Origin of the sequence: Aliihoeflea sp. 40Bstr573, from assembly GCF_024105655.1 — a bacterium.
Taxonomy (GTDB): domain Bacteria; phylum Pseudomonadota; class Alphaproteobacteria; order Rhizobiales; family Rhizobiaceae; genus Aliihoeflea.
Genome location: NZ_JAAAMH010000001.1, coordinates 84,411 through 108,740 on the forward strand (window position 1 = coordinate 84,411; position 24,330 = coordinate 108,740).

Genomic DNA, 24,330 nt, shown 5'->3' on the forward strand with positions numbered 1-24,330 from the left:
CGCCCGATGCAGCATTTCCATCACGACGGTTTCGACATTGCCTTCATGGATGAGGGTGATCGCGACGCTGAACCGGTCCTCCTTGTCCACGGTTTCGCCTCAACCCACCGCATCAATTGGGTTCAGCCTGGCTGGGTGCAGACGCTGACACGCGCTGGCTACCGTGCCATTGCCTTCGACCATCGCGGCCATGGCGAAACGTCGAAGAGCTACGACACGAGCGCCTACACGCCCTCGGCCATGGCTTCGGACGCGGCGGCGTTGCTCGATCACCTCGGCATCGCACGTGCTCACGTGTTCGGCTATTCCATGGGCGCGCGCGTCTCCGCCTTTCTCGCGCTCGAGCACCCGGAACGCGCCGCAACGCTCATATTCGGCGGCCTGGGCATCGGGATGGTCGAGGGCGTGGGCGATTGGGACCCCATTGCCGACGCGCTGCGGGCCCCCTCTCTGGATGATGTCAGCCATCCGCGCGGCCGCATGTTCCGTGCATTCGCGGATCAGACCAGGAGCGACCGCGCCGCACTCGCCGCCTGCATCGAGACGTCCCGTCAGGAGCTTTCGCCGCAAGATGTCGGCCGCATCGCACAGCCGACCCTCATTGCCGTTGGCACCACCGACGACATCGCCGGCGATGCGCACCGCCTTGCCGACCTGATGCCGCATGCCGAGGCATTCGACATCGTCGGCCGAGACCACATGCTGTCCGTCGGCGATCGCACCTTCAAGACGCGCGCGCTGGAATTCCTAAAGGAGCATCCGCTGTGATCGACGAAGCCGCCATCTCCTTCCGCGGCACTGAAGACAATCGCCTCGTCGGCTCGATTTGGGATGGCGGTGGCCAGCCCGTCATCCTGCTTCATGGCGGCGGCCAGACCCGGCATGCTTGGCAGAAGACCGCCATGCGCCTTGCCGAGCGCGGCAAGCGTGCCATCACGATCGACATTCGCGGCCACGGCGAGAGCGACTGGGTGGAAAGCGGCAATTACAGCTTCCTTCACTACGCCGGCGACGTGCGTGCGCTCTGCGTCGCGGTCGAACGGCGGTTCGGCGAAAAGCCGGCGATCGTCGGCGCTTCCCTCGGCGGGCTCGCCTCGCTCCTGGCCGAGTGCCGCGAAGGCCCGCTGATGGATGCGCTGGTGCTCGTAGACATCGTGCCGCAGATGAACCCTGCCGGCGTTGCACGCGTCATCGGCTTCATGGGCTCGCGCATGGATGAGGGCTTCGGCTCTCTCGAGGAGGCGGCGGACATGATCGCCGCGTACCTGCCCAACCGAAAGCGGCCGCGTACGCTCGATGGCCTTTCCAAGAACCTTCGCCTCGGCGAGGACGGACGCTTCCGCTGGCACTGGGACCCGGCGTTCATGCGCGGCCCGACCAGCATCGACGCCGATGCGCGAACGCTTCTCGGCGACGTGGTTGACCGGTTGCCGCATCTCGATCTGCCGATCCTGCTCGTGCGCGGCATGCAGTCGGAACTGGTCGACGAGGCCGCCGCGCGCGATTTTGTCGGACAGTCGAAGAACGCCCGATATGTCGACATTGGCGGCGCTGGCCACATGGTCGCCGGCGACCGCAACGATGTCTTCTCACAGGCCGTCATCGACTTCTTCGAAGAACAGGCAACTCCTCTGTCGACCTCCTAGCCGCGCGGGGCAGGGCCGGGGCCTACGACCAGATGTTCTTGTCGATCTTGCCCAGCAGTTCGGGGTATTCGCTCGCCTCAAAGCGTGGCGACTTTCCGGCCTTTCGCTGCCGGAAATAGTCCCGCGTCAGCTTTGCGACCGTGCCCGACAGCAGCACGATTGCGATCAGATTGATTGTCGCCATCAACCCCATCGACGCGTCGGCGGCATTGAAGACGGTCGACACGCTCTCATAGGCGCCCCAGATCACCATGCCGAGAAGTGCGAAGCGCAAGATGCCAAGCGAGACGGCATTGTCGGCCCGCAAGAAGGTCATCGCATTCTCGGCATAGGAGTAATTGCCGATAATCGAGGTGAAAGCGAAGAAGAAGATGGCGACCGCCACGAAGTAGAGGCCGAATGCGCCGAATTGCTCCTGCAGTGCGCTTTGCGTCAGCGTCGCGCCCTCGACGTCGCCCCCAAACTGGTAAACGTCGGAAAGTAGGATCATGATCGCGGTCGCCGTGCAGATGACGATGGTATCGATGAACACGCCGAGCGCCTGAACGAAGCCCTGCGAGGATGGATGATGCGGCTGGGGCGTGGCAACGGCTGCGATGTTCGGCGCCGAGCCCATGCCGGCCTCGTTGGAAAAGAGCCCACGCTTCACGCCGTTGAGCATGGCGGCCATGATCCCGCCCGTCACGCCGCCCGCAGCTTCCTGCAGGCCGAGAGCATGGGCGAAGATGGAAGCAATGACGCCGGGCACTTCCGACAAGTTCATGACCAGCACGATGACCGCCATCAGAAGGTAAAGCCCGGCCATCACCGGTACGATGACCTGGGCGACGCGCGCGATCTGCCTGATGCCGCCGAAGATGACGATGCCCGACAGAACGGCGACGATCACCCCCACCCACAGTTTCGGAACCCCGAAGGCGCCTTCTACCGCGTCGGCGATCGAATTGGCCTGCACCGCATTGAAGACGAGACCGAAGGACAGGATGAGGAAGATGGAAAAAAGCGCTCCCGCCCATGGAGCGCGCAGCCCGCGAGCGATGTAAAAGGCCGGTCCGCCGCGATACTGCCCTTCGCTGTTTTCGATCTTGTAGAGCTGCGCCAGCGTGGATTCCGAATAGGCTGTCGCCATGCCGACCAGCGCCACCATCCACATCCAGAAGATCGCGCCCGGCCCGCCCAGCGATAGCGCGACCGCGACACCAGCGATGTTGCCTGTGCCGACCCGCGAGGCAAGGCTGATCGTCAGCGCCTGAAACGGGCTGATGCCATGCTTGTCGGTTTCTTCGCTCTTGGCGATCACCCGGAACATCTCGCCGAAGTGGACGAACTGCAGGAAGCCGAGCCGCGCGGTGAAATAGATGCCGACGGCCAGAAGCCCGTAGACCAGCACGTAGTTCCACAGGATGTTGTTGAGGAAGTCGACGATAGCGGTCACGGCACGTCCCCTTGGTTGATCGAGTCGGGCGCGCAGCGGCCCTCGTGTCGAAACTGTGGCAACGAGCGCCTGTTGTCGAGGCCGCCCATTCGCAAATCATCGTTTTGGCGACAGCGGAAATTAGCGAATGCTTAACCCCGTTGCGCATTCGCCGTGCTTGCGATCCACTCCGTTAATCTTGTTGGACCAGTGTCGTAGGCTCCAAAGCGGGGTGGTGCTATGGCAAACTTCTGGCGGTCCGAGGCGGGCAATTTCGGTATCATGACGGCGGTGCTTTTGCCGGCCTTGCTGGCCGGCGCTGGCCTCGCCATGGACACGGCCAATATCGTCAGCGCCAAGTCCCGGCTGCAAAACGTGGCCGACGGCGCCGTCCTCGCCGCCTCGCGCGAAAACGCCTCGGATGAAGAGCGCGAGCGCCTGTTCGACGACTTCATCGCCAGCCAACTGCACGAATCGACCATCCTTTCGGCCGAGACCAGCCTCACCACGCGCGAAGGCCTGAACTATGTCGAGGTGACGGGCCGCGTCGATGCCAAGGTCGGGCTCTTCCTGATGAACCGTTTCGGCCGCGGCGACGTCACCGTCACCGCCACGTCCTTCCGCTCGACCAAGACGCTCGAGATCGCCATGGTGCTCGACAACACCGGCTCGATGGGGCAAGCCGGCATCAACGCGCTCAAGAAGGCGTCGAAGGCGCTCCTGGAGGCAGTGGAAAGCGACGGCGACCCGCGCCAGGACGTCAAGGTCGCGCTCGTGCCCTTCGTCACCGCCGTCAACATCAAGGGCGAGGGTTACGACGAGGCGTGGATCGATACGAAAGGCGAGGCCGTCTACAATGGCTGGAACTTCATCACCGATGCGATGCGCACCACGCGCCAGACGCAGACCGCGGTGCAGCGCCGCTCGGACCTGACCGACGCGCAGCGCGACGCGGTCGTCACGAACTGGGAGCATTTCAAGACCGGTTGCTCGATCAACGGCAATTCGCAGGACGCCAAGGACATGCGCACCATGTGCGCGAACGTGAAGAAGTACCCGCATCACCTCGAACTCTTTCGCCAGTCGAAGACGACGTGGAAGGGATGCGTCGAGGCACGTCCTGTCCCCTACAATTTCGACCTGACCGCGCCGGACCCGGCGAACCCCGATACGCTCTTTGTCCCGTATTTCGCGCCGAGCGAGCCCCGCACACGCCAGACCGAGGGCGGCAACGACGGCTCGGCGTTCAACAACGCCTGGCTCGACCACAAGACCAGGAATTTCGACATCAGCGAGGATGCCGGCAGGAACGACGTCCAGCGATCCACCGTCAAGTATGGCATCGACGGCCTGGTCAACTACGTCCCGGGGAAGTCTGTGAAGGACACCCACAACCTGACCATCGGCCCCAACCGCGCCTGCCCGACGCCGATCGTGCCGCTGACGGCCGACATGACGAAGGTGCGCGCGGGCATCGACGCGATGCAGTTCTGGAACGGCTCAGGCACCAACATCTCCGAAGGCCTTGCCTGGGGCTGGCGCGTCCTGTCGCCCGAGGCACCCTATACGCAAGGCGCGCCCTTCGAGAGCGACAGCGTTTCGAAGTTCATGGTGCTCATGACCGACGGCACCAACGTTTCCTTTGGCGCCAGCAACACCATCAACAAGTCCGACTACGGCTCCTATGGCTTCCTCGGCACCAAAGGCGTCAACAATGCAGCCAGCCGCATCGACGGCAAGACCAGCCAGGGCGAAGCCGAAAAGACGCTCAACACGTGGACCGGCTCCATGTGCACGCAGATGAAACGCCAGGGCGTCGAGGTCTTCACCGTTCTCTACAACACGACGAATTATGCCGTTAAGACGCTGTTCCAAACCTGTGCCACGAAGAAGGAAAACTTCCACATGGCAAGCAACACCGCTGCGCTCGAAACAGCCTTCGCCAATATCGGTCGCGCGGTTGCCGCACTTCATTTGACCCACTAGGCCGAAAGCTTGGAGGCGACATGCGCTCCTGCTTGACCGAGCGAACCTGTCATCGCCCTTCTGCGTCCTGCCAGACCTTTGGCGACAACGGGGAACGAACCGTCCTCCCACGCATTTCATCAGGTTAAACGCATCGTCTGATCTGGGGGAGTGCCATGTCTTTCCGCGAGTTTCGCCGCGACCGTCTCTCAAAGCCGATCTTCGGCTGGGCGAAGGGCATCATGCCGCCCATTTCGGACACCGAGCGTGACGCAATCGACGCCGGCACGGTCTGGTGGGACGGTGAAATCTTCACTGGCACGCCCGATTGGGACAAGCTCGTCGCCATGCCTCCGGCCAGCCTGTCAGCCGAGGAGCAGGCCTTCATGGAAGGCCCCGTCCGCGAACTGTGCGCCATGGTCGATGACTGGAAGCTGGCCTGGGAAGACCGCGACCTGCCGCGCCCGGTCTGGGATTTCCTGCGCGAGAAGAAGTTCTTCGGCATGATCATCCCGAAGAAATACGGTGGGCTGGGGTTCTCCAACACCGCGCATTCCGAGGTCGTGCGCACGATCTCGTCCGCCAGCGTCGTCGCCGGTGTCACGGTTATGGTCCCCAATTCGCTCGGACCGGGCGAACTGCTGATGCATTTTGGCACCGACGAGCAGCGCGACCACTGGTTGCCGCGCCTCGCTGACGGGCGCGAGATACCCTGTTTCGGCCTGACCTCGCCGGAGGCCGGTTCCGACGCGGCGGCGATGACCGACACGGGCGTCGTTGAATATGGCGAGCACGAGGGCGAACGTGTCCTGGGAATCCGGCTCAATTTCGAAAAGCGCTACATCACCCTCGGCCCGGTCGCGACCGTCATGGGCCTTGCCTTCAAGCTCTCCGATCCGGAAAACCATCTCGGCGCCGGAGAAGATCGCGGCATCACCGTCGGCCTGTTGCCGACCTCCACGCCCGGTGTCAGCCACGGCGACCGCCACATCCCTCTCCTTAACCATTTCCAGAACGGGCCGCTGTACGGCAAGGACGTCTTCATTCCGCTCGATTGGGTCCTGGGTGGACCGGAACGTGTCGGGCAGGGGTGGAAGATGCTGATGACGGCACTTGCAGCCGGGCGCGGAATTTCGCTGCCCTCGCAGTCCGCCGCATCTGCTGGCATCTGCGCGCGCGCGACCGGCGCCTATGCCCGCGTGCGAACACAGTTCAACGTGCCGATAGGCAAGTTCGAGGGCATTCAGGAACCGCTCGCGGAAATCGCGGCGAATGCCTACCAGATCGACGCCGCACGCCGCCTGACTGTCGCCGCGCTTGACGAGGGCCACAAGCCGTCGGTCATCTCGGCGATCATGAAGTTCCATGCGACCGACCGCATGCGTCGGTCGATCGAGCATGCGATGGACATTCATGGCGGCAAGGCCATCATCGATGGGCCGAAGAACTACCTTGGCGCGCAGTACCGCTCCGTCCCCATCGGCATCACGGTCGAGGGCGCGAACATCCTTACCCGCAACCTGATGATCTTCGGCCAGGGTGCGATCCGCTCGCACCCCTACATGCTCAAGGAGCTGCTGGCGCTCTCCGACGAAGACCAGAAGCGCGGGCTGGAAGAGTTCGACCGCCAGTTCTGGCATCATGCCGGCCATTCGGCGCTCAATGCGCTGCGCACCTTCGTGCGCGGTTGGACGGGCGGGCTCATCGCGCCCGCGCCGCGCAAGGCGGCGCTCTCAGGGCACTGGCGGCAGCTTTCGCGTTACGCCGCCGCCTTCGCACTCTTGTCCGATCTTGCGCTCCTGACGCTTGGCGGCGCGTTGAAGCGCAAGGAGATGCTGTCGGCACGGCTCGGCGACATCCTTGCCGAGATTTATCTCGGCGCCGCGGTTCTCAAACGCTTCGAGGACGAAGGCCGTCAGGAAGCCGACAGGCCGCTGGTCGACTACGTGATGGTTCGGGGCCGCCAGCGCATGGGCGTCGCCTTCCGTGGCGTCCTTGCCAACCTGCAGGCCCGCTGGGCCGCGTGGCTCGTGCGGGCGCTCGCCTTCCCGCTGGGTGTGCCGAACCCCGAGCCGAGCGACAGCGAGCGCACCCGTGCGGCGGAAATGCTGATGGAGCGCGGCTCGCAGCGCGACCGCCTTACGCCCGATCTGTATTTTGGCCAGGGCCATCAGAGCCATGCCCTGAAGGATCTTGAGCACGCCTTCGATCTTCTCACCGCGATCGCCCCCATCGAGAAGAAGCTGCGCGATGCCAAGGTCCGCGACCTCGACCGCGCAACCGAAACGGGTCTGCTCTCGGCGGACGAGCGCCGGCGGCTCGACGAGGCGCGCGCGGCCGTCGCGAAGGTCATCGCGGTCGATGCGTTTCCAATGGCTGAAGTTTCGCCTCTGGCAGACCTGCATGAAACCCGTGAACACCGTTCGGAACCCCGTCAAGCTGCCGAGTAACCTGGCTGTCCTTTGCCGTTGACAGGGGCGGCAAAACCAGTGACCAAGAGCCTCGATAGGAGGGGGGTCCATTGTCCGCGAGGAGCGTCGAGGAACACGGTTCTGGAGGCCGGTTGGACGACAACTCTCCTGAGCCGCTGGGGGTGGGTGCGTTCGACTGGGATCTGACTGGTCTCGGTCCGCGCTCAGGCTGGCATGCGCCCCTGCGCGCTGCGGCCGACATTGTCCTGGCCATGGACGGGCCGGCGATTCTTGTCTGGGGGGATGACGACCGGCTGGTCTACAACGACGCTGCGACGCCTGTCGTCGATCGCACCCTTCGCCCGATGCGTCGCGGCTTGCCTCTTCGCGACCTCGATGCCGAGTTGCGTCAGCCCCTGTTTACTCTTGCCGCCGAGGTTCGGGCCGACGGAAAATCCTCGAAGGCAAGCTTTCAACGCCAGGTCCTCGATTTGACCGGAAGCGTTGACCGCCGCGTGGATGTGACGGCCAGCCCGGTCGGTGACGGTGTCGGCGTCCTCTTCACACTTAAGGTGGAGACGTCGGAAAGCGGTCGCTCGCCGGTCTCCTCGCTGCGGCTGATCGACCAGATTCGCCAGCTTGCGGACGGCCTGCCGCAGATGGTGGCCTTCATCGATTCGGATTTGCGCTACACTTTCCGCAACGAGGCTCACCGCCTTTGGGTCGACCTTCCGGACGAGCAGGTCATCGGCCGTCGCCAGTCGGAAGTGTTGGGCGTCGAAGCGTACGAGGCCCTTCGTCCCTATGCAGAATCCGCGCTTGCCGGCCAGTCAGCGCACTTCGAAACGCTTCTGGCGCACCCCTCCGGCACGCAGCGCTATATCGAGGCAGATTACGTCCCCCATCGCCGTGAGGACGGCATCATCGCCGGTTTTTTCGTTGTCGCCCGTGACATGACCGAGGACCGCTTGCAGGAGGCCGAACTCGTTCGCGCTCGCGAGCGCCTGCGGCTGATTCTGGACAGCGCGATCGAGTATGCGATCATTCTCCTGGACAGGGATGGCCGCGTCACTTCGTGGAACAGCGGCGCTCAGCGCCTCCTCGGATATGACGAGCAGGACGTAATCGGCAAGGATGGTTCGATCTTCTTCACCGAGGAGGACCGGGCGCGCGGTCTTCCGCAATATGAACGGGCATTGTCACGCGAAACCGGTAAGGCCAGCAACGAGCGCTGGCATGTCCGCAAGGACGGCAGCCGCTTCTGGGGTTCCGGCTCCATCCTTCCTTTGGCCGATGGAGGGCATGGCGGCTTCCTAAAGATTCTGCGCGACCGGACGGAGGAGCGCGAAGCGCAGGAGGCGATGAACGAAGCGCGCCAGCGCGCCGAATTGATCGCTGCCGAACAGGCGGCGCTGCTCGGCCAGTTGAGCGAAGGGGTCATCGTCACCGATCCAGCCGGCCGGATAACCTTCATCAATCGCTCTGCCGCGGAGATTCACGGCGTCGCCCATCTCGACATTTCGCCGGAAGAATACGCCAATAGCTTCCAGCTCTTCCGCGAGAACGGCGAGCCCTATCCGTCGCACGAACTGCCGCTTGCCCGCGCGGTCCTCAATGGAGAAAGCGTGATCGAGGCGCGCTGGCGTATCCGGCGCCCCGATGGCGCGGAGGTTCTCGCCATTGGCAGCGCCAAGCCTGTTGTCGGTCCAAAAGGCAAAATCATCGGCAATGTCTTGACGATCCGCGACGACACGGCGCGTCAGGCGGCCGAGCAGGAACTGCGCGAAATCTCGCTGCGCAAGGATCTGGCGCTATCGGCCGGGCAAATGGGTGTCTGGGAATGGAACGCGCTGACCGACACGATGATCTGGGATGACGCCCAGTTCAGTCTGTTTGGCGTCAGCCAGGATGGCTTCGTGCCTTCTCTCGCCGCGTTCCGGGAACTCACCATCGGCGACGATTTCATGGCAATCGCCAACGCAGCCGACAAGGATGGGCCGGGAGGCCGTCTTGTGGACGTCGATTTCCGCATCCGGCGGCCCGACACCGGCGAAATCCGCTGGATGGGTTCGCGCGCCATTGCCATGCACGACGACACCGGACGGCTGATGCGTATGGTTGGCGTCAATATCGACCTGACCGAGCGCAAGCGCGCCGAGGAGCGCCGCGGCCTCCTGATCAACGAACTCAACCACCGCGTCAAGAACACGCTCGCAACGGTCCAGTCCATTGCCTCGCAGACATTCCGGGAAAACGATGTCGGGCGCGAAATGCGCGCCTTGTTCGAGGCGCGGCTGGTGGCGCTTTCCAATGCGCACAACGTGCTGACCCGCGAAAGCTGGGAAGGCGCGCCGCTGGCGGAGATCATCGGTCAGGCGATCCTGCCCTTCGTCCAGAAGCAGTCGCCGCGCATTCGTGCGAAGGGGCCGGATATCCGGTGCTCGACGAAATCGGCGCTTGCGCTGGCAATGGCCTTGCATGAACTGGCGACCAACGCCGTCAAATACGGCGCGCTTTCAGGAGCGGTCGGCGAGGTGACCATCGACTGGTCGGTCGACGGCGCTGCTGACCTTTTCAAGCTTGTCTGGCAGGAAAGGGACGGGCCTGCGGTCATCCCGCCCTCGCGGCAGGGTTTCGGCTCGCGCCTGGTCGGTCGCAGCCTTGCAGGAGAACTCGGCGGCGACGTCCGGCTCGATTTCCAGCCAGCCGGGCTGATCTGCACCATCACCGCCCCGCTCGACCAGATCGGCACCTTGGTCTGAGTCTTCGATATTTCAGCAATGCTGCAACCACCTTCCGGCCGGAAGCGTTTTGGGGATGAAGATTTCAAACAGGAGGCTCATATGCCGGAAAACGAAAAAAATCGTCATCTCGACATCGAAAAGAACGAGGACAAGAACGTTCAGGAGGAAGAATTGCAGGAAGGCCTGGAGGACACGTTCCCCGCGAGCGATCCTGTCTCCGCAACCGGCTCGAGCATCACCGGCGCGCCGGAAAAGGAAAAATCCGACAAGAAATGAGCTGAAACCCGCTGGTATTGAGCTGGCTTTCGCCGGATTAGCTCACTTTTGAGCTCAAAAAGGCGGCTTTCGAGCCGCCTTTTTCGTGTTCCGAGGACTAATAATCCCGTTCGAAGAAGACGCCCAGGCTCGAATCCCCATCGGACCCGACCGCCCCGCGCGCCTTCAATTCGTCGGTAATGTCGAGGTTGATCGTCCCTCGCGCCGTCCCGCCGGCGCCGGCTTCGACGCCCAGGTAGATATTGTCCTGAATGTAGCGCCCGGCGCGGACAGCGGCGTTGCCTTCGCTGTCGGTGACGATGTCGAGATCGTCCAGACCCGTCGCGCTGCGCAGGCTGCCCAACAGTGACGAGTTCCCGCCGCCAGCAAGCTCTGCCGCCGCTGCGGCAAGCTGCGCGATCTGGAAGGCGGAGAGCTCGCTCAGGGACCGGTTGAAGATAAGGCGGGCAAGCACTTCATCTTCCGGCAGTTGCGGCGAGGACGAGAAAGAGATGTCGAGGTCGGAGACACGGCCAGACACGGTGATGAACACGGTCGTCCCGTCGCTTTCAGAACTGGCGACGAAGTTCAGCACCGGATCGAGATCGCCAACGAGCGTGATCGTGCCTTCCTCGAATTCGATCCTTTGGCCGAGAATTCCAATCCGGCCCCGGATCAACTCGAACCCGCCAACCGGCTGTACGTTCGTTACCGGCCCCAGCACGCGAACGCTGCCGCCGAGCTCGGCATCGAGGCCGCGACCGCGTACGAAGATCTGGTTCGGCGCGTTGACCGTCACGTCGAGCTGAATGACGCTCGGTCGGGAGGAGGGGACCGGCGTGCCGTCATTTGCGCGCGCGCGCTCCAGCGTCGCTGCGACGCCCGGGGGCGGATTGCGATGGATGACATCGATACCGGCAGCGCCGCCGCCGAGATTCTCGGGAACGGAAATCTCTGCCCGCTCGATATTGAGCGTGCCCGACAGCCGCGCGTCGGCCGCAAGCGGGCCGGTGAAGGCTAGGTTGCCCGACACGGTCGCGACGATCAGGTCGCCATCGTTGTAGCGCGCCTGGTTCAGCACGATGTTGATGTCGGCAGGCAGGCCTTCGCCAAGCGAGATCGTGCCGCCCGCCGAAATCGTGCCGCCGGCGCCAAGCGTGGCGTTGGCGGACTGGATCGTGATCGTCTGGCCGTCGATGCTTGCCGACACGTTGATGCCGCGCAGCGAGACGTTGGTTTCGGGATCCACGACCTGCGCCCCTTGCGTCGAGACGGTGCCGCGGATCTGCGGATCGGAGATCGAGCCGGTGACCTGTCCCTGGACGCCGACCGTGCCGACGAGCTGCGTGCCGCGATCGATCAGGAAGCGGTTGGCGAGCGAAAGCGGTGCCTCGGCGGTCAGATTGACCGCGAGCCCTGAGCCCTGAAGCGGAACCGTGCCGCTTGCGGAAAGTGACAGCCCCTGATTGCCAGACACGGTGACCGAGGACAGGGTCACTGTCTGATCCGCGAACCGACCGGCCGCGGCCGCGTTGAGCGCGCTAATGCCGGCATCATTCAGCGGTGCGGCGGAAAGGCCGGATGCGCTGAGATTGAACGCGGCCTGCGGGTCGGAAGTGGTACCGGTCACGCGGGCGGTCCCGGAGAGATTGCCGCCAAGATTTTGATCGGGAACGACAGCGTTCAAGATGCCGAAGGGGAAGGCGGCCAGCGTAACATCGAGCGCAAGCTGGCCATCCCCCAGCGGCGCGGAGCCGCGAACCGTTGCGTCGAGCCCTTCGGGGCTGGTAGCGCGTGCGTCGATCTCAAGCCGGTCCCCGGATGTCGTGCCGCGCGCGGTCAGCCCGAGCGAGGAAAGGCCAGCATCGCGAAGAACGGCGGCCCGCAGGGTACTGCCGCGAATGTCGAAGGCGACGTCCGGCTGGTTGCGCGGTCCGATGATACGGGCCGTCCCATCGATCGTGCCGCCGAGTTCGAGGTCAGGACGGATCGTATTGGCGATCGACAGCGGCAAGGCGGCGACCCTCACGTCGAGATCGATCTGGTCCGCAATGCGGCCAGTGGCGTCGATGCTTCCACCCCCGACATCGAGCGCGAGCGCGTCGATGGTGATGGTTTCGCCAATGACGGAGAGGCTCGCTGGCTGCCGCAGCCGCGCCGCCAAGTCGCCTTGCGCAAGGTCGATGCGGGTCAATGCCAGACGGAAACCGTCTCCTTCGGGCGTCAGCGAACCTTCGGCGGCGGCTGTCGTGCCGTTGTCCAGAAGTGCATTGGCGGAGAAATCTGTCGTTTCACCCTGTCGGTTCGCCCTTGCCTGAAGCGTCGTGACGTCGACGCCGCCAGCCGAAATGCCGCGCGCGTCGCCGGAGCCGTCGATGCGCGGTACGCCGAAAAGATCGTCGATCCCGGCCTGGATGTCGGCTGCCTCGATACGGGTCTCACCGACTACGAAGCTGTCGATCGTACCCTCGACGGTAGCGCGCTGTTCGTCTTCGACCGGCTCGAGTGCGATGGTTGCCCGAACGGCGCCAGACGCTTCCTGCAGCGCAAGCGCTGCGAGGGTCGAGATGTCGGCCGCATCGATTTCGAGCGAACCGGCAAGAAGGCCGGTTTCACCCTGCACGACGGAGCCGGTCAGGCGCGCGCCTCCGGCGGAAAATACCAGGTCGGTCAGGCGACGTTCCTCCTCGACGAGCGCGATGGCCGAAGAGAGGTCGACGCGCACGCCGTTGAGGAAAGCGCTGCCCCCGATCGTGCCATCGAGGTTTCTGTCCTGGAGGGTGCCTTCGAATGCGATGGCAGCGTCGCGCAGCTGCTTGTCGGCAAGGCGGCCTGATGGGACCGTGACGTACGTCGTAAGGTTGATCAGCCCATCGCTGCCGGATGCGCGGCCTTCGGCGGTCAGCGCGCCAGAGGCCTGCGGAGAGACCAAAGCGAGGTCGGTCAGGCCGAAGCGGAAGTCGAAGTCGGCGGCGCCGGTAGCGTAGGTGCCATCAGCCAGGAGGTCGAACTGCTGGTTCTCGATGCGCAGGTCGTCGGTAACGAGACCGTTTTCTCCGCGCTCGATGCGACCTGCAATCGTCGTGCGGCCACCCATGAGGTTGTCCGCCGCTTCCTGGTCGATGCGCAATTCGTCGATGGTGCCATCGAGCGTCAAATTGAAGCCGCCGGAAATCGGCGTGACGCTGCCGTTTGCGCTGAGCGCGAGCGCGCCGGAGAGATCGCGGCCGGCCAGCCCGGAGAACGGCGCAAGGCTCGACGTCTCGACCGCGATGTCGCCATCGAAGACGTATTCGGCGACCGTGCCGGCGAGACTGAGGATCAGCGCTTCCGCTTCTATCCGCGTATCGGAAAGCACCAGCGGCTGCGATGCGTTCCACTCGCCGGATGAGGAAAGGTCGATGCGGGTGCCGAGGGCTTGCGCGACTTCCTCGTCGGGCGAGGTGACGCCATCGACGGCTCCGGAAAGGTCGAAGGTAATGCGCCGCTCGTTCGGGCTGTCGAGGTTCTGCGCCACGCCAGCAAGGTCGAGTGCCATCGTTTCGGCGGAAAAGCTCGCCGTGGCGAGCCCGCGAATGTCAAGCTCGCCCGACCAGTCGTCGTCCGCCCCTTCGCCATAGGAGAGAGCCAGAGCTGCGCGCTGGACGGTGGTATCGCCGCCGGGAACCGGCAGGACGACGACGTCGCCGCTCGGGTCTTCGACGGATGCCTCGATGGCGAGGCGACGCAGGAAGCCGTCCGCGGTCGTCTCGGCGGATGCGGAGAGCGCGAGCGCGGCGCTTTCGAGGTCGAGCGCATCGAGACGGAACCCGCCTTCATCCGGGATGAAGCCCTGGGCTTCGAGAGACGTCTCGGCGCCGAAGAAGTCGCGGAACCGCGCGGGGATCAGCTGAGCGATCGGGCCGGACAGTCGGGTCGAGAAGCCCCGGCCGGCCCGACCTTCGCGCAGCATCGCGGTGCCGGTCAAAATGCGCTCGCTGTCCGCATCGAGTGCGAGCTGAACATCGAGATTGTCGAGTTCGCCATTGCCGGCGAGTGTCAGTGCAACCGGAGGACGATCTTCGATATTCAGCAGATTGGCCACTATGCCGTTTTCCGGCTCACTCAGCGACAGATCGAGATCGACGGCTTCGGTGGCGTTCGAATAGGCGAAGGCCAGCCCGAGTTGGCCTCCCGGCCCATCGAGGCGCGTGACGTCGAGCGCAGTGTCGATCGCGCCATCCTCCAGCCGCAGGCGGCCGGCGAGCGAAAGCTCCGATTCCAGACCGAAGACGGTCGGGCCGAAGGTCGCCACCGGGATTTCGAGGCTTTCCAGATTGACCGCGACGGGCAGTTCGGGGACCGCGAAGCCGGAGGATTCGGGCGCCGGTAGCCCTTCGTCGGGCAGCGGCTGGCGTATTACGTCGATCCGATCGGCGCGCAGCGAAGAGATTTCGAGCCTTTGGCGCAGGAGTAGGGCCGTGCGGCTCCAGTCGATGGACGCGTTGGTGATACGCAGCCAAACGCCTTCCCGGTCTGCGACCGTGATTGAGCCAATGCGGGCATTGGACGACATCGCGCCTTGGATGCCGCTGATCTGAATCTGGCGGTTGGGCGTCGAAAGCTGGTTCTGGATAAAATTTGTGAAGATCGAGCGCGTCTCGGCTTCGGTTTCCTGCGCGCTGGCGGGAACCGCGAAGACGAGACAGGCAAGGGCTACAAGAACTCGGATCAAAACGCCTGTCCTATCCCAACGTAGAAGGCGACGGATGGGTCGCCCGGCCTTGGATCGAGCGGAACCGCTACGTCAAGGCGGATGGGACCAAGCCCGGTGAAATAACGCAGGCCCGCGCCAACGCCGATACGCACGTCCTCGCCGAAATCTGGCACTGAGTCCGCTCCGACGAGGCCGGCATCGGCAAAGCCGACGAGGCCGATGGAGTCGGTGACCTGCGCACGTGCTTCCACCGAGCCTTCGATGAGCGACTTTCCGCCAATGACCGTTCCGCCAGGTCCTTCGACGCCGATATTTCGGAATGCGTAACCGCGCACCGATCCGCCTCCACCAGCGAAAAAGAGCTTGTCCGGCGCGGTTTCGCCGATCGACGGGCCAACCAGGGTGCCAAGCTTGGCGCGACCGGCAAGAACGAAGCGGCTCTCCTCGCCGAAACCGTAATAGGTGCGGCCTTCGAGCGTGGAGCGGAAGGCGGCATTGCCGTACTGAAATTCGTAGAAGGGTTCGGCCATGGCCTCGGCGAAATAGCCGCGGGTCGGGTTAGGCACGTCATCGCGCGAATCGAAAGTCAGCGAGCCAAGGAGGCCGGCGGTCGTGAACTGGCGCGTGCCGAAAGCGTCGTCCTCGAACTCGGCATGGCTTGCATTGACGGCGAAGCGGCCGGCCAGTTCCTCGGTAAAGATGTGCGAATAGCCCGAAATCGCATCGACGCCGGTGCGGGTATAGGTGTCCAGCACCTCACGCGTGCCGAAGAGCGAGGCGAAGTAGTTGGTATCGGGCGTGAATACCCCAGGCTTTTCAAAGCTGACGCCGACGCGATAGGTGAAGTCCTCGGGATTGAATCCGTCGCTGTCGAGCGACTTGCCAATGCCCGCGACGCGCGCGTCGAACCGCAGGCGCTCGGCACGACCGAAGAGGTTGCGGTGCAGCCAGTAGGTCTCGAAACCGAGGCCGTCGACAGTGGAATAGGAGCCGCCGACGCCGAAGCGACGCAACTCGCGCTCCTGCACGATAAGGTCCATCGGCAAGAGCCCGTCCGGCCCGATCGCCTCTGCCTCCTGAAAGCGCGAGGCGCGAAAGACGTCGAGGCGGGCGAGGCGGTCGCCCGCGCGCTTGATATCGTCGGGATCGTATTCGCGCCCGAGAGGCAGGCCGGCCATGAAGGCCACGAATTGGGGGTCCATCCGCTCGGTGCCCTGGACCGTGATCGGCCCGTAGAACGCCTTGCGGCCGGGTTCGACCGTGATGCTGGCATTGACGATGTCGGCGTCATGCGCGGCCTCGACGCGCCGCTCGACCACCTCTGCCTTGGCATGGCCTTGCTGGCGCCAGGCTTCGACCGACAGGCGCTCGGCGCGCAGGATGACGGTGGAGCGGGCGACTTCACCGGGCGCATAGCCTTCCTCGCGCGGGTCGTCGACTTCATCGCGCCAGCTTTGCGGGGGTGGGGCCTCGTTGATGATTGAAGCCTCGCCGAAGCGGAATTCGGGACCGGGATCGATGGAGACGACGACGGTGGCGGGATTGGCGAGCGGCGTGTCGGGGGCGATGTCGGCTGCTTCCCGGCCATCGATGCGGATCGATATGGTGCCGCCGTAGCGGCCCTCCGTGTAGAGCGCGGCGAGGAGGCGGCGATAGTCGCCGCGCGCTTTCGCGAGGAGGCCGCCAGCGCCGGACGCCGGCTCGTCGCGTTCGTTCCAGAGCGTGGACGAATTGCGCAGCTTGCGCTCGAGCGCGGTTTCGGCGTCAAGCACCGTGACTTCGGCGGTGTAGTTCTGTGGCTCGCCGATGACCTCGACCTCGTCGGTGTCGTTCGAACCGAACAGGCCGAAGAAGGCGGACGCGCTGGTGACTTGCGTCATCGCGGTTGCGAGCGACAGCGAAGCGACGAGGAGCCGGTGACGTATCCCGAACTGTCCTGACAAGGCAACTCCCCGCACTCTGAGACGGGCGGGTCGAGAAGACCAAAGCTTCCCCCTCCCGCGCCATCCGTCCAACGCCACCAACTCTGGCCAAGGCCAAGCTCGTGATATTGATAATGAATCCCTAACAAATCGCGACCAGTCGCGCCGATGCAACCTATCGGTTAGTCCCCGTCCTGTCCAATCGCCTTCGTGGCCGGAAGGTCACGGCATGTGTCGTAACGTCAGGAACATTGGGTCGGCGTCACGACTTTGAACGCATGAACACGGCAAGAGGAGATCATGCCATGCCTGCCAAGTCCAAGGCGCAGCAGAAAGCTGCCGGAGTTGCCCTTTCCGCCAAGCGCGGCGAGATCAAGAAATCCGAACTGAAGGGTGCATCGAAGCAGATGGTGGACTCGATGAGCGAAAAACAGCTCGAAGAATTCGCCGAGACGAAGCGGAAAGGCCTTCCCGACAAGAAATCGTGATCGTCAGGCCACGTCGAGTGTGATGCCGTTCGGCTGGGTTTCCAGCGCTTCGAGGAACGATTTCTGCCAGGCGAGAGCGTCGCCCGCCGACACGCGCTCGTAAAGCGCTGAATGGCGTTCCTGCCTCTCTTCGAGCGGCATGGTGAGCGCTCGGTCGATGGCGGCGGCCATCGCATCGATGTCATAGGGGTTCACGATCAGCGCCTCGGCGAGTTCTTCTGCCGCGCCAGCGAACTTGGACAGGATCAGCACGCCGGGATCATCCGCATTCTGTGCGGCGACATACTCCTTTGCGACGAGGTTCATGCCGTCGCGAAGCGGGGTGACAAGGCCGGCACGGCTGACGCGGTACAAGGCGGCGAGCTTCTCGCGGGCGACGGAGCGGTGAATGTACCGAATCGGTGTCCAGTTGAAGTCGGCGAAGCGGCCGTTGATCGAACCGGACAGCGATTCCAGTTCGTTCCGGATGTCGGCATAGGCGTCGACATCCTCGCGCGTCGGCGGGGCGATCTGGAGGAAGGTGACCCTCTTCATGTGCTCGGGATAGAGATCGAGCAGCCGCCCGAACGCCTTCATCCGGTCGGGCAGCCCCTTCGAATAGTCGAGCCGGTCGACACCGATGATCTGCTTTCGGTCGAGCACCATGCGGCGCATGGAATCGATCTGGACATCGTCCGATGGCGAGGCGGCAAGTTCGGCAAAGGCTTCGGTGTCGATCCCGATCGGGAAGGCGGCGAGATGGAGGTCTCCCGCAGGTCCCGACATGCGCCCATTGACCGGCGCGGAGAGCTCCATGTGATCCTGCGCGTAGCGCGCGAGGTTGGCGACGTCCGTCTGAGTCTGGAAGCCGACGAGGTCGTAGGCGAGGAGGCTGTCGGCCAGCCACTTGTGGCCAGGCGCGGCCGCGAGGACTTCCGGTGGCGGAAACGGGATGTGCAGGAAGAAGCCGATGCGCTGCGTGCAGCCGCGCTTGCGAAGCTCGGAGGCAAGCGGGATCAGGTGATAGTCGTGGATCCAGATCGTATCGTCCGGCCTGAGCATCGGCAGGAGCGCGTCGGCAAAGCGAAGGTTGACCTTTCGGTAGCCGTCGAGGAATTCGGAATGGAAGTCGACGAGGTCGAGCCGATAGTGGAAAAGCGGCCAGAGGACGGAGTTGGCGAAGCCGAGGTAGTAGTTGGCATAGTCGTCCGGCGTCAGAGGAATGGTCGCCATGGCGACGTTGCCGGCTTCGGTCAGTTCCGGCGACGCGTCATTGGCGGTTTCCGCGGTTTCGCCCGACCAGCCGACCCAAAGCCCACCACGACGCTTGAGCGCGTCGGAGAGGCCGACTGCAAGCCCCCCGGACTGCGTGGGTTTCGTCAGATCTGCGACCCTGTTCGAGACGACCACCAACCTGCCCAATCCAAAATCTCCCTTCTTGCCGATGTCGGCCAAACCCGCTGCATGGCGATTTGATCCACGGAAAATTAAATCGATGTGCGCACAGTTTTAGCAACAATGACGGCCGATGCAAATTTAGGCAGGCACGTCGGCGAGTCGGACGAGCCATTCGCGAAGGCGCCCGGGGTCGTCCACACGCCATGACGCCGCCGTGTGGCCCGGCCCGATCTTGATCGCCACGCCGTCCATCTCGTTGACGGCAGCGAAGCCGAACTCGTCGGTGACATCGTCGCCGGCGAAGAGCGGGATGCGGCCGGCAAATGGCTCCTCGGCCATGAATGCGCGAATCGCGTCGCCCTTGTGCGCGTGCCCGGCCTTGACCTCAACAACCATCTTTCCGTGCAGAATGTCGAGCCCGTCCAGTTCGCCGAGTACGTCGTGGATCCGCGTGGCAATCGTGTCGCCGAGGTCCGGTCGGCGCCGGTAGTGGAAAGCGATGGAACCCGGCTTGATCTCGATCATCGTGTCGGCAAGAGCGAGATGCAGCTGCGTCAGACGGGCCTGCGCCTCGGCGAAGAGATCGGCGTTGTGCTGCGTCGAGTGCACGGTGCCGTCAAAGCCGCGCCGCCACATGCCATGAACGCCGGCGACCGGCAGCACGAGTGGGGCAACCAGCGCATCGATCTGTTCGATCGGCCGGCCGGTTACGATCGCAACGGCTCCCGACGTCAGGCGCGCGAGACTTTCCAGTGCCGCGCCGGTCTGCACGGGCAAGTGAACGTCGTCGGGATGCTCGACGATGTCGGCCAGCGTGCCGTCGAAGTCGAGGAAGACGGCCAGACGCTCGGTCGGGCAGGGAATGCGAAGATCGGCGAGGGATTTGGTCGAGATGATATTCACCCTTCGTTGAAGTTGCGGAACAGGCCCTGATTGACGGCGTTATCCCGCCATATAGGCAACACAATCCCAACACCAACGGGGCCGGCACGAATAGCGGCAAGGTGACATATGGCATATTTCGAGCGGGACATTCTCGACCAGTCCAAGGTCGTGGAGATCGGCAACGACACCAAGGGGGGGCCAACAGTGCGGCTGACACCAGCGGATGCGCCCAGCATCATGCTAGGCGATGGCCGTGACCATGGAGCCGCGCCGGAGACCCACAGCGGGTTCAGTTGGCGACCAACGGTGGTCGTCACTGGGTTGGTGCTGATTGTATTTTTTGCCGCTGCATTTCTTTAGTCGTATTCCTGCAGGCCTTCGGCGGGATGATGGAGGTTGATGTGATTTTGCGAATGTCGATGACCATCGCCGTTTCGTTGGCGATCGCTACCGGGGCAATCGCGCAGGGACGACCCGACAGCCGAACGATGTCGTGTGCGCAGGTGCAGGACATGATTGTGCAAAACGGCGCGGTAGTACTGACGACGGGCCAGTTCACCTATGATCGCTATGTCGCGACGCGTCAGTTTTGCAGCCACCCTTACGTCCCGGTGCTTGCGTCGGTCCCGACGCGGGATCGCGCGCAGTGTCCGGTTTATCGCTGTGGCGAAGACCTGTTCCAATTCGACGAGTGACGATCACAGGCGCACGCGTTCCGCAGTCGGATCGTAAAGCGGCTTGAGGCATGCTGTTGCCGCGTGACGAATTCCGGCAATCTCGATTTGATAGTCCGAGGACAGGATGGAATCCGGGCTTTCGCCTCTCGACGGCACATAGCCAAGGCCGATTGCGCTGCCCAGATGATGGCCGTAATTGCCGGACGTGATCGTGCCCACGATCTCTCCGTCACGCACGATCGCTTCATTGTGGAAGATGAGTGGCCGCGGGTCGTCGAGCCGGAATTGCACGAGCCGGCGTGACAGGCCGCTCTGCTTTGTGCGCAGGACGGAATCGCGGCCGATAAAGTCGCCCTTCGCTGTCTTCACGGCAAAGCCGAGCCCGGCTTCGAGAACGTGATCCTCATCGGTGATGTCATGGCCGAAATGGCGGAACGCCTTTTCGATGCGGCAAGAGTCGAGCGTGTGGAGACCACAAAGCTTCAGGCCGACATCCTCGCCTGCCGCCTCGATCGCTTCGAAGACATGAGCTGCTTGATCGGTCGGGACATAGAGCTCCCAACCGAGCTCGCCGACATAGGTAACACGGTGCGCGCGGGCGAGGCCCATGCCGATCTCGATCTCCTGGCATGTGCCAAACGGGTTGGCTTCGTTCGAGAAGTCGTTCGGGCTGATCTTTCCGATAAGCTCTCGAGATCGCGGCCCCATGAGGCAGAGCACCGCTTCGGCAGCCGTGACATCCGTGATAACGACGAATTCGTCGGCGAGATGCCGGCGCAGCCAGGCGAGGTCGCGCTGGAGCGTTGCACCGGGAACGACGAGATAGAACACCGTCTCCGACAGGCGCGTGACGGTCAGGTCGCTCTCGATGCCGCCGCGCGCATTGAGCATCTGCGTGTAGACGATCCGGCCCGGAACGACGTCGACATCATTGGCGCAGAGACGTTGCAGGAAGGCGCAGGCGTCACGGCCTTCCACTCTGATCTTGCCGAACGAGGTCATGTCGAAGAAACCGACGCCGTTGCGGACGGCGAGATGCTCCTCGCGCTGATTGTCGAACCAGTTCTGCCGCTGCCAGGAATAGCGATAGTCACGCTCCTGGCCATCGCGGGCGAACCAGTTGGCGCGCTCGAAGCCGGCGACCTCGCCGAACACCGCGCCCCGCGCCTTCAGATGCGCGTGGAACGGTGAGCGGCGGATACCGCGGGAGGTTTCCATCTGGCGATAGGGAAAATGGTCGGCGTAAAGGAGGCCGAGCGTCTCGGAAACGCGCTCGCGCAGATATGACCGGTTCTTCTGAAAGGGCTGGGCGCGGCGGATGTCGACTTCCCACAGGTCGAAAGGCGGTTCGCCATCGTTCATCCACTGGGCGAGCGCCATGCCCGCGCCGCCCGACGAGACGATGCCGATGGAGTTGTAGCCGGCCGCGACCCAATAGCCGGCAAGTTCGGGCGCTTCGCCGAGATAGTAGCGGTCGTCGGGCGTGAAGCTTTCGGGGCCGTTGAAGAAGGTGTGGATGCCGGCCGAACCCAGCATCGGCATCCGGTTGACGCCCATTTCGAGGATCGGCTCGAAATGCGCGAAATCCTCCTGCAACTGGTCGAAGCAGAAATCCTCTCGGATGCGCTCGCCGACCGGCGGCCAGGCCTTCGCCTTGGGCTCGAAGGCGCCGAGCATCATCTTGCCCGCGTCTTCCTTGTAGTAGGCGCATTCGTCCGGCACGCGCAGGACGGGCAGGCGGCCAAGGCCGGCGATGGCCTCCGTGATGAGATAGAAGTGCTCGCAGGCATGAAGCGGGATCGTGACCCCCGACAACGCTCCAAGGTCGCGCGCCCACATGCCGGCGCAGTTGACGACGATGTCGGTTTCGATTGTGCCGGATTCACCGCTCTGTTCCCAGGCAACGCCAGCAACGCGGCCGTTCTTCTGCTGGACTGCCGTCACCTTGACGTTTTCCGCGATCGTCGCGCCGTTCTGCCGTGCGCCTTTTGCCAAAGCCATGGCAATGTTGGCGGGGTCCGACTGGCCGTCGAGCGGCAGATGGACGCCCGCCTTGACGCCTTCGATGTTGAGATGCGGATACATCTCCTTGACTTCGGCGGGCGATATCTCGCGCACGTCGACATCGAAGGCACGGGCGAGCGAGGCCTGGCGGAAAATTTCCTCCCTCCGCTCGTCGGTAAGAGCGACGGTGATCGATCCGACCTGCCGCATACCGGTGGCGACGCCGGTTTCGGCCTCGAGCTTGGCGTAGAGATCTGCCGAATATTTCGCGAGCCGCGTCATGTTGCGCGAGGCGCGAAGCTGCCCCACGAGCCCGGCCGCATGCCAAGTGGTGCCGGACGTGAGCTGCTTTCGCTCAAGAAGAACCACGTCGCGCCAGCCAAGCTTCGCCAGATGATAGGCGACGGAACATCCGGAGATTCCGCCGCCGATGATAACGGCGCGGGCGCGGGTGGGAAGGGCGGTCATGGGGTGTCCTTGGGCGTTTGCGCGCGGGAAGCCTCACGCTCTATCCCTCTCCACAAGGGGGAGGAAGTTCGCCAACTCCGCGCAACGCGTTCGGCTTGGCGCAAGATCGCAGGCAGAGCCGCAACGTTCACGTCACCCTCCCCTTTGTGGGGCGGGATACAGTGTGAGGATAGCAACGCTTCCACCAGGCCGCGTTACGCTTGTAGCCGGCGACGAAGCGCTTCAGGCGGATGGCGGCGTCGCGCAGGATGTCGTCGGGCTGGGTGAGGCTGATGCGGATGTGGCCGGCGGCGGCGTCGCCGAAACTGGAGCCCGGCATGACAGCGATCTTCTCGGCTTCGAGCAGCGCCCAGGCGAAGGTCTCGCAGTCCGGGTCGACCGCGGAAATGTCGAGCATGACATACATGCCGCCTTGCGAGCCGCGCACGACGATGTCGTTGGCGCCGGCCAGCGCGTCGAGAAAGACGGTGCGGCGGGCACCGTAGCGGGCGGCGATGTCGTCGACGCCGTAGCGGTTTTCCAGCGCCTCTGTTGCCGCGCGCGAGACGAAGTCGGGCAGGCCGTAGGTCGTGACCAGATTAAGGTTGATCAGAAGCGAGATCATCGGCTCCGGCCCGGTCAGCCAGCCGATGCGCCAGCCGGTCATGCCATGGCTCTTTGACATGGAGTTGATGACGAGCGTGCGCTTTTCCATGTTTGGCAAGGCGCGCGGCGAGATGTGCTCGCGCCCGCCGGTAATCGACCAGTAGACTTCGTCCGAGAGCAACCAGAGATCGTGCCGGATGCAGATATCGGCGAGCTTTTCGAGGCTTTCGCGGGTGTAGATCGCGCCAGTCGGATTGTTCGGCGTGTTGATAAGAATTGCACGGGTGTTCGGCTCAATCGCCTTTTCGATGGCGGCGGCGTCAGGCTGAAAGCCGTCCTCCGCGCGGGTCTCCACGACCGTGAAGCCGGCGCCAGCGGCGCGGAACGTGCCGGGATAGGTCGCGTAGTAGGGCGCAACCACGATGGCGTGGCTTCCCGGATCGAGCGTCGCGGTGACGGCAGCGAAAAGGGCGGACTGGCCGCCGGGTGTCGCGAGCACCTGGTCGGCCGTGGTCGCGACGCCGGTGCATTCGGCCGAGACGGCGGCCATGGCACGGCGAAGGCGCGGCACTCCGGGCAGGTTCGTATAGTGGTGATGGCCGGCGCGCACTTCCCGCACGCAGGCCTCGACGGTTTCGCTCGGCGTATCGAAATCATGGTCGCCGACCGAAAGCATCGTGATGGCTTCACCGGCCTGCTTGCGGGTGTATGCCTCGAAATGAACCTCCCAGCCATCCTTGCCGGAGGGAATGATGCCGGAAATGCGGGCGGACGGGGTGGGCATGGCTGAACC

At 63.9% G+C, this 24,330-nt stretch carries 16 protein-coding genes; 9 read left to right on the forward strand and 7 right to left on the reverse strand.

What is annotated here, in order from left to right:
- The first annotated feature begins 6 nt into the window (after nucleotides 1–6).
- Together GTK01_RS00450 and GTK01_RS00455 are read left to right on the forward strand one after the other, a co-directional pair.
- Nucleotides 7–768, forward strand: coding sequence for an alpha/beta fold hydrolase (locus GTK01_RS00450; RefSeq protein WP_252924375.1), 762 nt, complete (start codon nucleotides 7–9; stop codon nucleotides 766–768).
- A complete protein-coding gene (locus GTK01_RS00455; RefSeq protein ID WP_252923760.1) occupies nucleotides 765–1,646 on the forward strand; it encodes an alpha/beta fold hydrolase in 882 nt (293 codons plus the stop codon). Before GTK01_RS00450 ends, GTK01_RS00455 begins: the two co-directional genes overlap by 4 nt.
- 22 nt (nucleotides 1,647–1,668) lie before the next feature.
- Here the strand turns inward: GTK01_RS00455 and GTK01_RS00460 are convergent, their stop codons facing one another.
- Nucleotides 1,669–3,081 carry an amino acid carrier protein gene (locus GTK01_RS00460; protein ID WP_252923762.1) on the reverse strand — a complete coding sequence of 471 codons (1,413 nt, stop codon included), beginning with the start codon at nucleotides 3,079–3,081 and terminating at the stop codon, nucleotides 1,669–1,671.
- Between the two features lie 219 nt (nucleotides 3,082–3,300).
- On the opposite strand from GTK01_RS00460, the gene GTK01_RS00465 reads away from it, so the two are divergent.
- From GTK01_RS00465 to GTK01_RS00480, 4 genes are all read left to right on the forward strand, one after another.
- Complete coding sequence (locus tag GTK01_RS00465) at nucleotides 3,301–5,046, forward strand: pilus assembly protein (RefSeq protein WP_252923764.1); 1,746 nt, start codon at nucleotides 3,301–3,303, stop codon at nucleotides 5,044–5,046.
- Nucleotides 5,047–5,201: 155 nt separating this feature from the next.
- Nucleotides 5,202–7,475: an acyl-CoA dehydrogenase gene (locus tag GTK01_RS00470; RefSeq protein ID WP_252923766.1), complete on the forward strand. Its 2,274-nt coding sequence runs from the start codon at nucleotides 5,202–5,204 to the stop codon at nucleotides 7,473–7,475.
- Between the two features lie 113 nt (nucleotides 7,476–7,588).
- Nucleotides 7,589–10,198 carry a PAS domain S-box protein gene (locus tag GTK01_RS00475; RefSeq protein ID WP_252923768.1) on the forward strand — a complete coding sequence of 870 codons (2,610 nt, stop codon included), beginning with the start codon at nucleotides 7,589–7,591 and terminating at the stop codon, nucleotides 10,196–10,198.
- Nucleotides 10,199–10,216: 18 nt separating this feature from the next.
- Complete coding sequence (locus GTK01_RS00480) at nucleotides 10,217–10,456, forward strand: hypothetical protein (protein WP_252924407.1); 240 nt, start codon at nucleotides 10,217–10,219, stop codon at nucleotides 10,454–10,456.
- A 97-nt stretch (nucleotides 10,457–10,553) separates the two neighbouring features.
- On the opposite strand, the gene GTK01_RS00485 is transcribed toward GTK01_RS00480, so the two are convergent.
- The gene (locus tag GTK01_RS00485) at nucleotides 10,554–15,149 is read right to left on the reverse strand and encodes a translocation/assembly module TamB domain-containing protein (RefSeq protein ID WP_252923770.1); all 4,596 of its coding nucleotides are present in this window, start codon (nucleotides 15,147–15,149) and stop codon (nucleotides 10,554–10,556) included.
- Nucleotides 15,146–17,011, reverse strand: a complete 1,866-nt coding sequence (locus GTK01_RS00490) for an autotransporter assembly complex family protein (protein WP_252924376.1) — start codon at nucleotides 17,009–17,011, stop codon at nucleotides 15,146–15,148. The genes GTK01_RS00485 and GTK01_RS00490 overlap by 4 nt, the downstream gene beginning before the upstream one ends.
- A 347-nt stretch (nucleotides 17,012–17,358) precedes the next feature.
- Between GTK01_RS00490 and GTK01_RS00495 the strand changes: the two genes are divergently transcribed.
- A complete protein-coding gene (locus GTK01_RS00495; protein ID WP_252923772.1) occupies nucleotides 17,359–17,541 on the forward strand; it encodes a DUF3008 family protein in 183 nt (60 codons plus the stop codon).
- 3 nt (nucleotides 17,542–17,544) lie between these two features.
- Here GTK01_RS00495 and otsA read toward each other — a convergent pair whose 3' ends face one another.
- Both otsA and otsB read right to left on the reverse strand, forming a co-directional pair.
- Complete coding sequence (otsA, locus tag GTK01_RS00500) at nucleotides 17,545–18,942, reverse strand: alpha,alpha-trehalose-phosphate synthase (UDP-forming) (RefSeq protein WP_252923774.1); 1,398 nt, start codon at nucleotides 18,940–18,942, stop codon at nucleotides 17,545–17,547.
- Between the two features lie 114 nt (nucleotides 18,943–19,056).
- Nucleotides 19,057–19,821, reverse strand: a complete 765-nt coding sequence (gene otsB / locus GTK01_RS00505) for a trehalose-phosphatase (RefSeq protein WP_252923775.1) — start codon at nucleotides 19,819–19,821, stop codon at nucleotides 19,057–19,059.
- A 108-nt stretch (nucleotides 19,822–19,929) separates the two neighbouring features.
- Between otsB and GTK01_RS00510 the strand changes: the two genes are divergently transcribed.
- Together GTK01_RS00510 and GTK01_RS00515 are read left to right on the forward strand one after the other, a co-directional pair.
- Complete coding sequence (locus GTK01_RS00510; protein ID WP_252923777.1) at nucleotides 19,930–20,163, forward strand: hypothetical protein; 234 nt, start codon at nucleotides 19,930–19,932, stop codon at nucleotides 20,161–20,163.
- 53 nt (nucleotides 20,164–20,216) lie between these two features.
- On the forward strand, nucleotides 20,217–20,498 hold the full coding sequence (locus GTK01_RS00515) for a hypothetical protein (protein WP_252923779.1): 282 nt from the start codon (nucleotides 20,217–20,219) through the stop codon (nucleotides 20,496–20,498).
- A gap of 3 nt (nucleotides 20,499–20,501) precedes the next feature.
- On the opposite strand, the gene GTK01_RS00520 is transcribed toward GTK01_RS00515, so the two are convergent.
- Both GTK01_RS00520 and GTK01_RS00525 read right to left on the reverse strand, forming a co-directional pair.
- On the reverse strand, nucleotides 20,502–22,952 hold the full coding sequence (locus GTK01_RS00520; protein ID WP_252923781.1) for an FAD-dependent oxidoreductase: 2,451 nt from the start codon (nucleotides 22,950–22,952) through the stop codon (nucleotides 20,502–20,504).
- A 127-nt stretch (nucleotides 22,953–23,079) separates the two neighbouring features.
- The gene (locus GTK01_RS00525) at nucleotides 23,080–24,321 is read right to left on the reverse strand and encodes a pyridoxal phosphate-dependent aminotransferase (protein WP_252923783.1); all 1,242 of its coding nucleotides are present in this window, start codon (nucleotides 24,319–24,321) and stop codon (nucleotides 23,080–23,082) included.
- Nucleotides 24,322–24,330 lie beyond the last annotated feature (9 nt).

Excerpts from the sequence above, each read along its gene's own strand:
- GTK01_RS00450 (WP_252924375.1), top strand. The coding sequence starts at position 7 with ATGCAGCATTTCCATCACGACGGTTTCGACATTGCCTTCATGGATGAG.
- GTK01_RS00465 (WP_252923764.1), top strand. The coding sequence starts at position 3,301 with ATGGCAAACTTCTGGCGGTCCGAGGCGGGCAATTTCGGTATCATGACG.
- GTK01_RS00470 (WP_252923766.1), top strand. The coding sequence starts at position 5,202 with ATGTCTTTCCGCGAGTTTCGCCGCGACCGTCTCTCAAAGCCGATCTTC.
- GTK01_RS00480 (WP_252924407.1), top strand. The coding sequence starts at position 10,217 with ATGCTGCAACCACCTTCCGGCCGGAAGCGTTTTGGGGATGAAGATTTC.
- GTK01_RS00490 (WP_252924376.1), bottom strand. The coding sequence starts at position 17,011 with ATGACGCAAGTCACCAGCGCGTCCGCCTTCTTCGGCCTGTTCGGTTCG.
- GTK01_RS00495 (WP_252923772.1), top strand. The coding sequence starts at position 17,359 with ATGCCTGCCAAGTCCAAGGCGCAGCAGAAAGCTGCCGGAGTTGCCCTT.
- GTK01_RS00510 (WP_252923777.1), top strand. The coding sequence starts at position 19,930 with ATGGCATATTTCGAGCGGGACATTCTCGACCAGTCCAAGGTCGTGGAG.
- GTK01_RS00515 (WP_252923779.1), top strand. The coding sequence starts at position 20,217 with ATGTCGATGACCATCGCCGTTTCGTTGGCGATCGCTACCGGGGCAATC.
- GTK01_RS00520 (WP_252923781.1), bottom strand. The coding sequence starts at position 22,952 with ATGACCGCCCTTCCCACCCGCGCCCGCGCCGTTATCATCGGCGGCGGA.
- GTK01_RS00525 (WP_252923783.1), bottom strand. The coding sequence starts at position 24,321 with ATGCCCACCCCGTCCGCCCGCATTTCCGGCATCATTCCCTCCGGCAAG.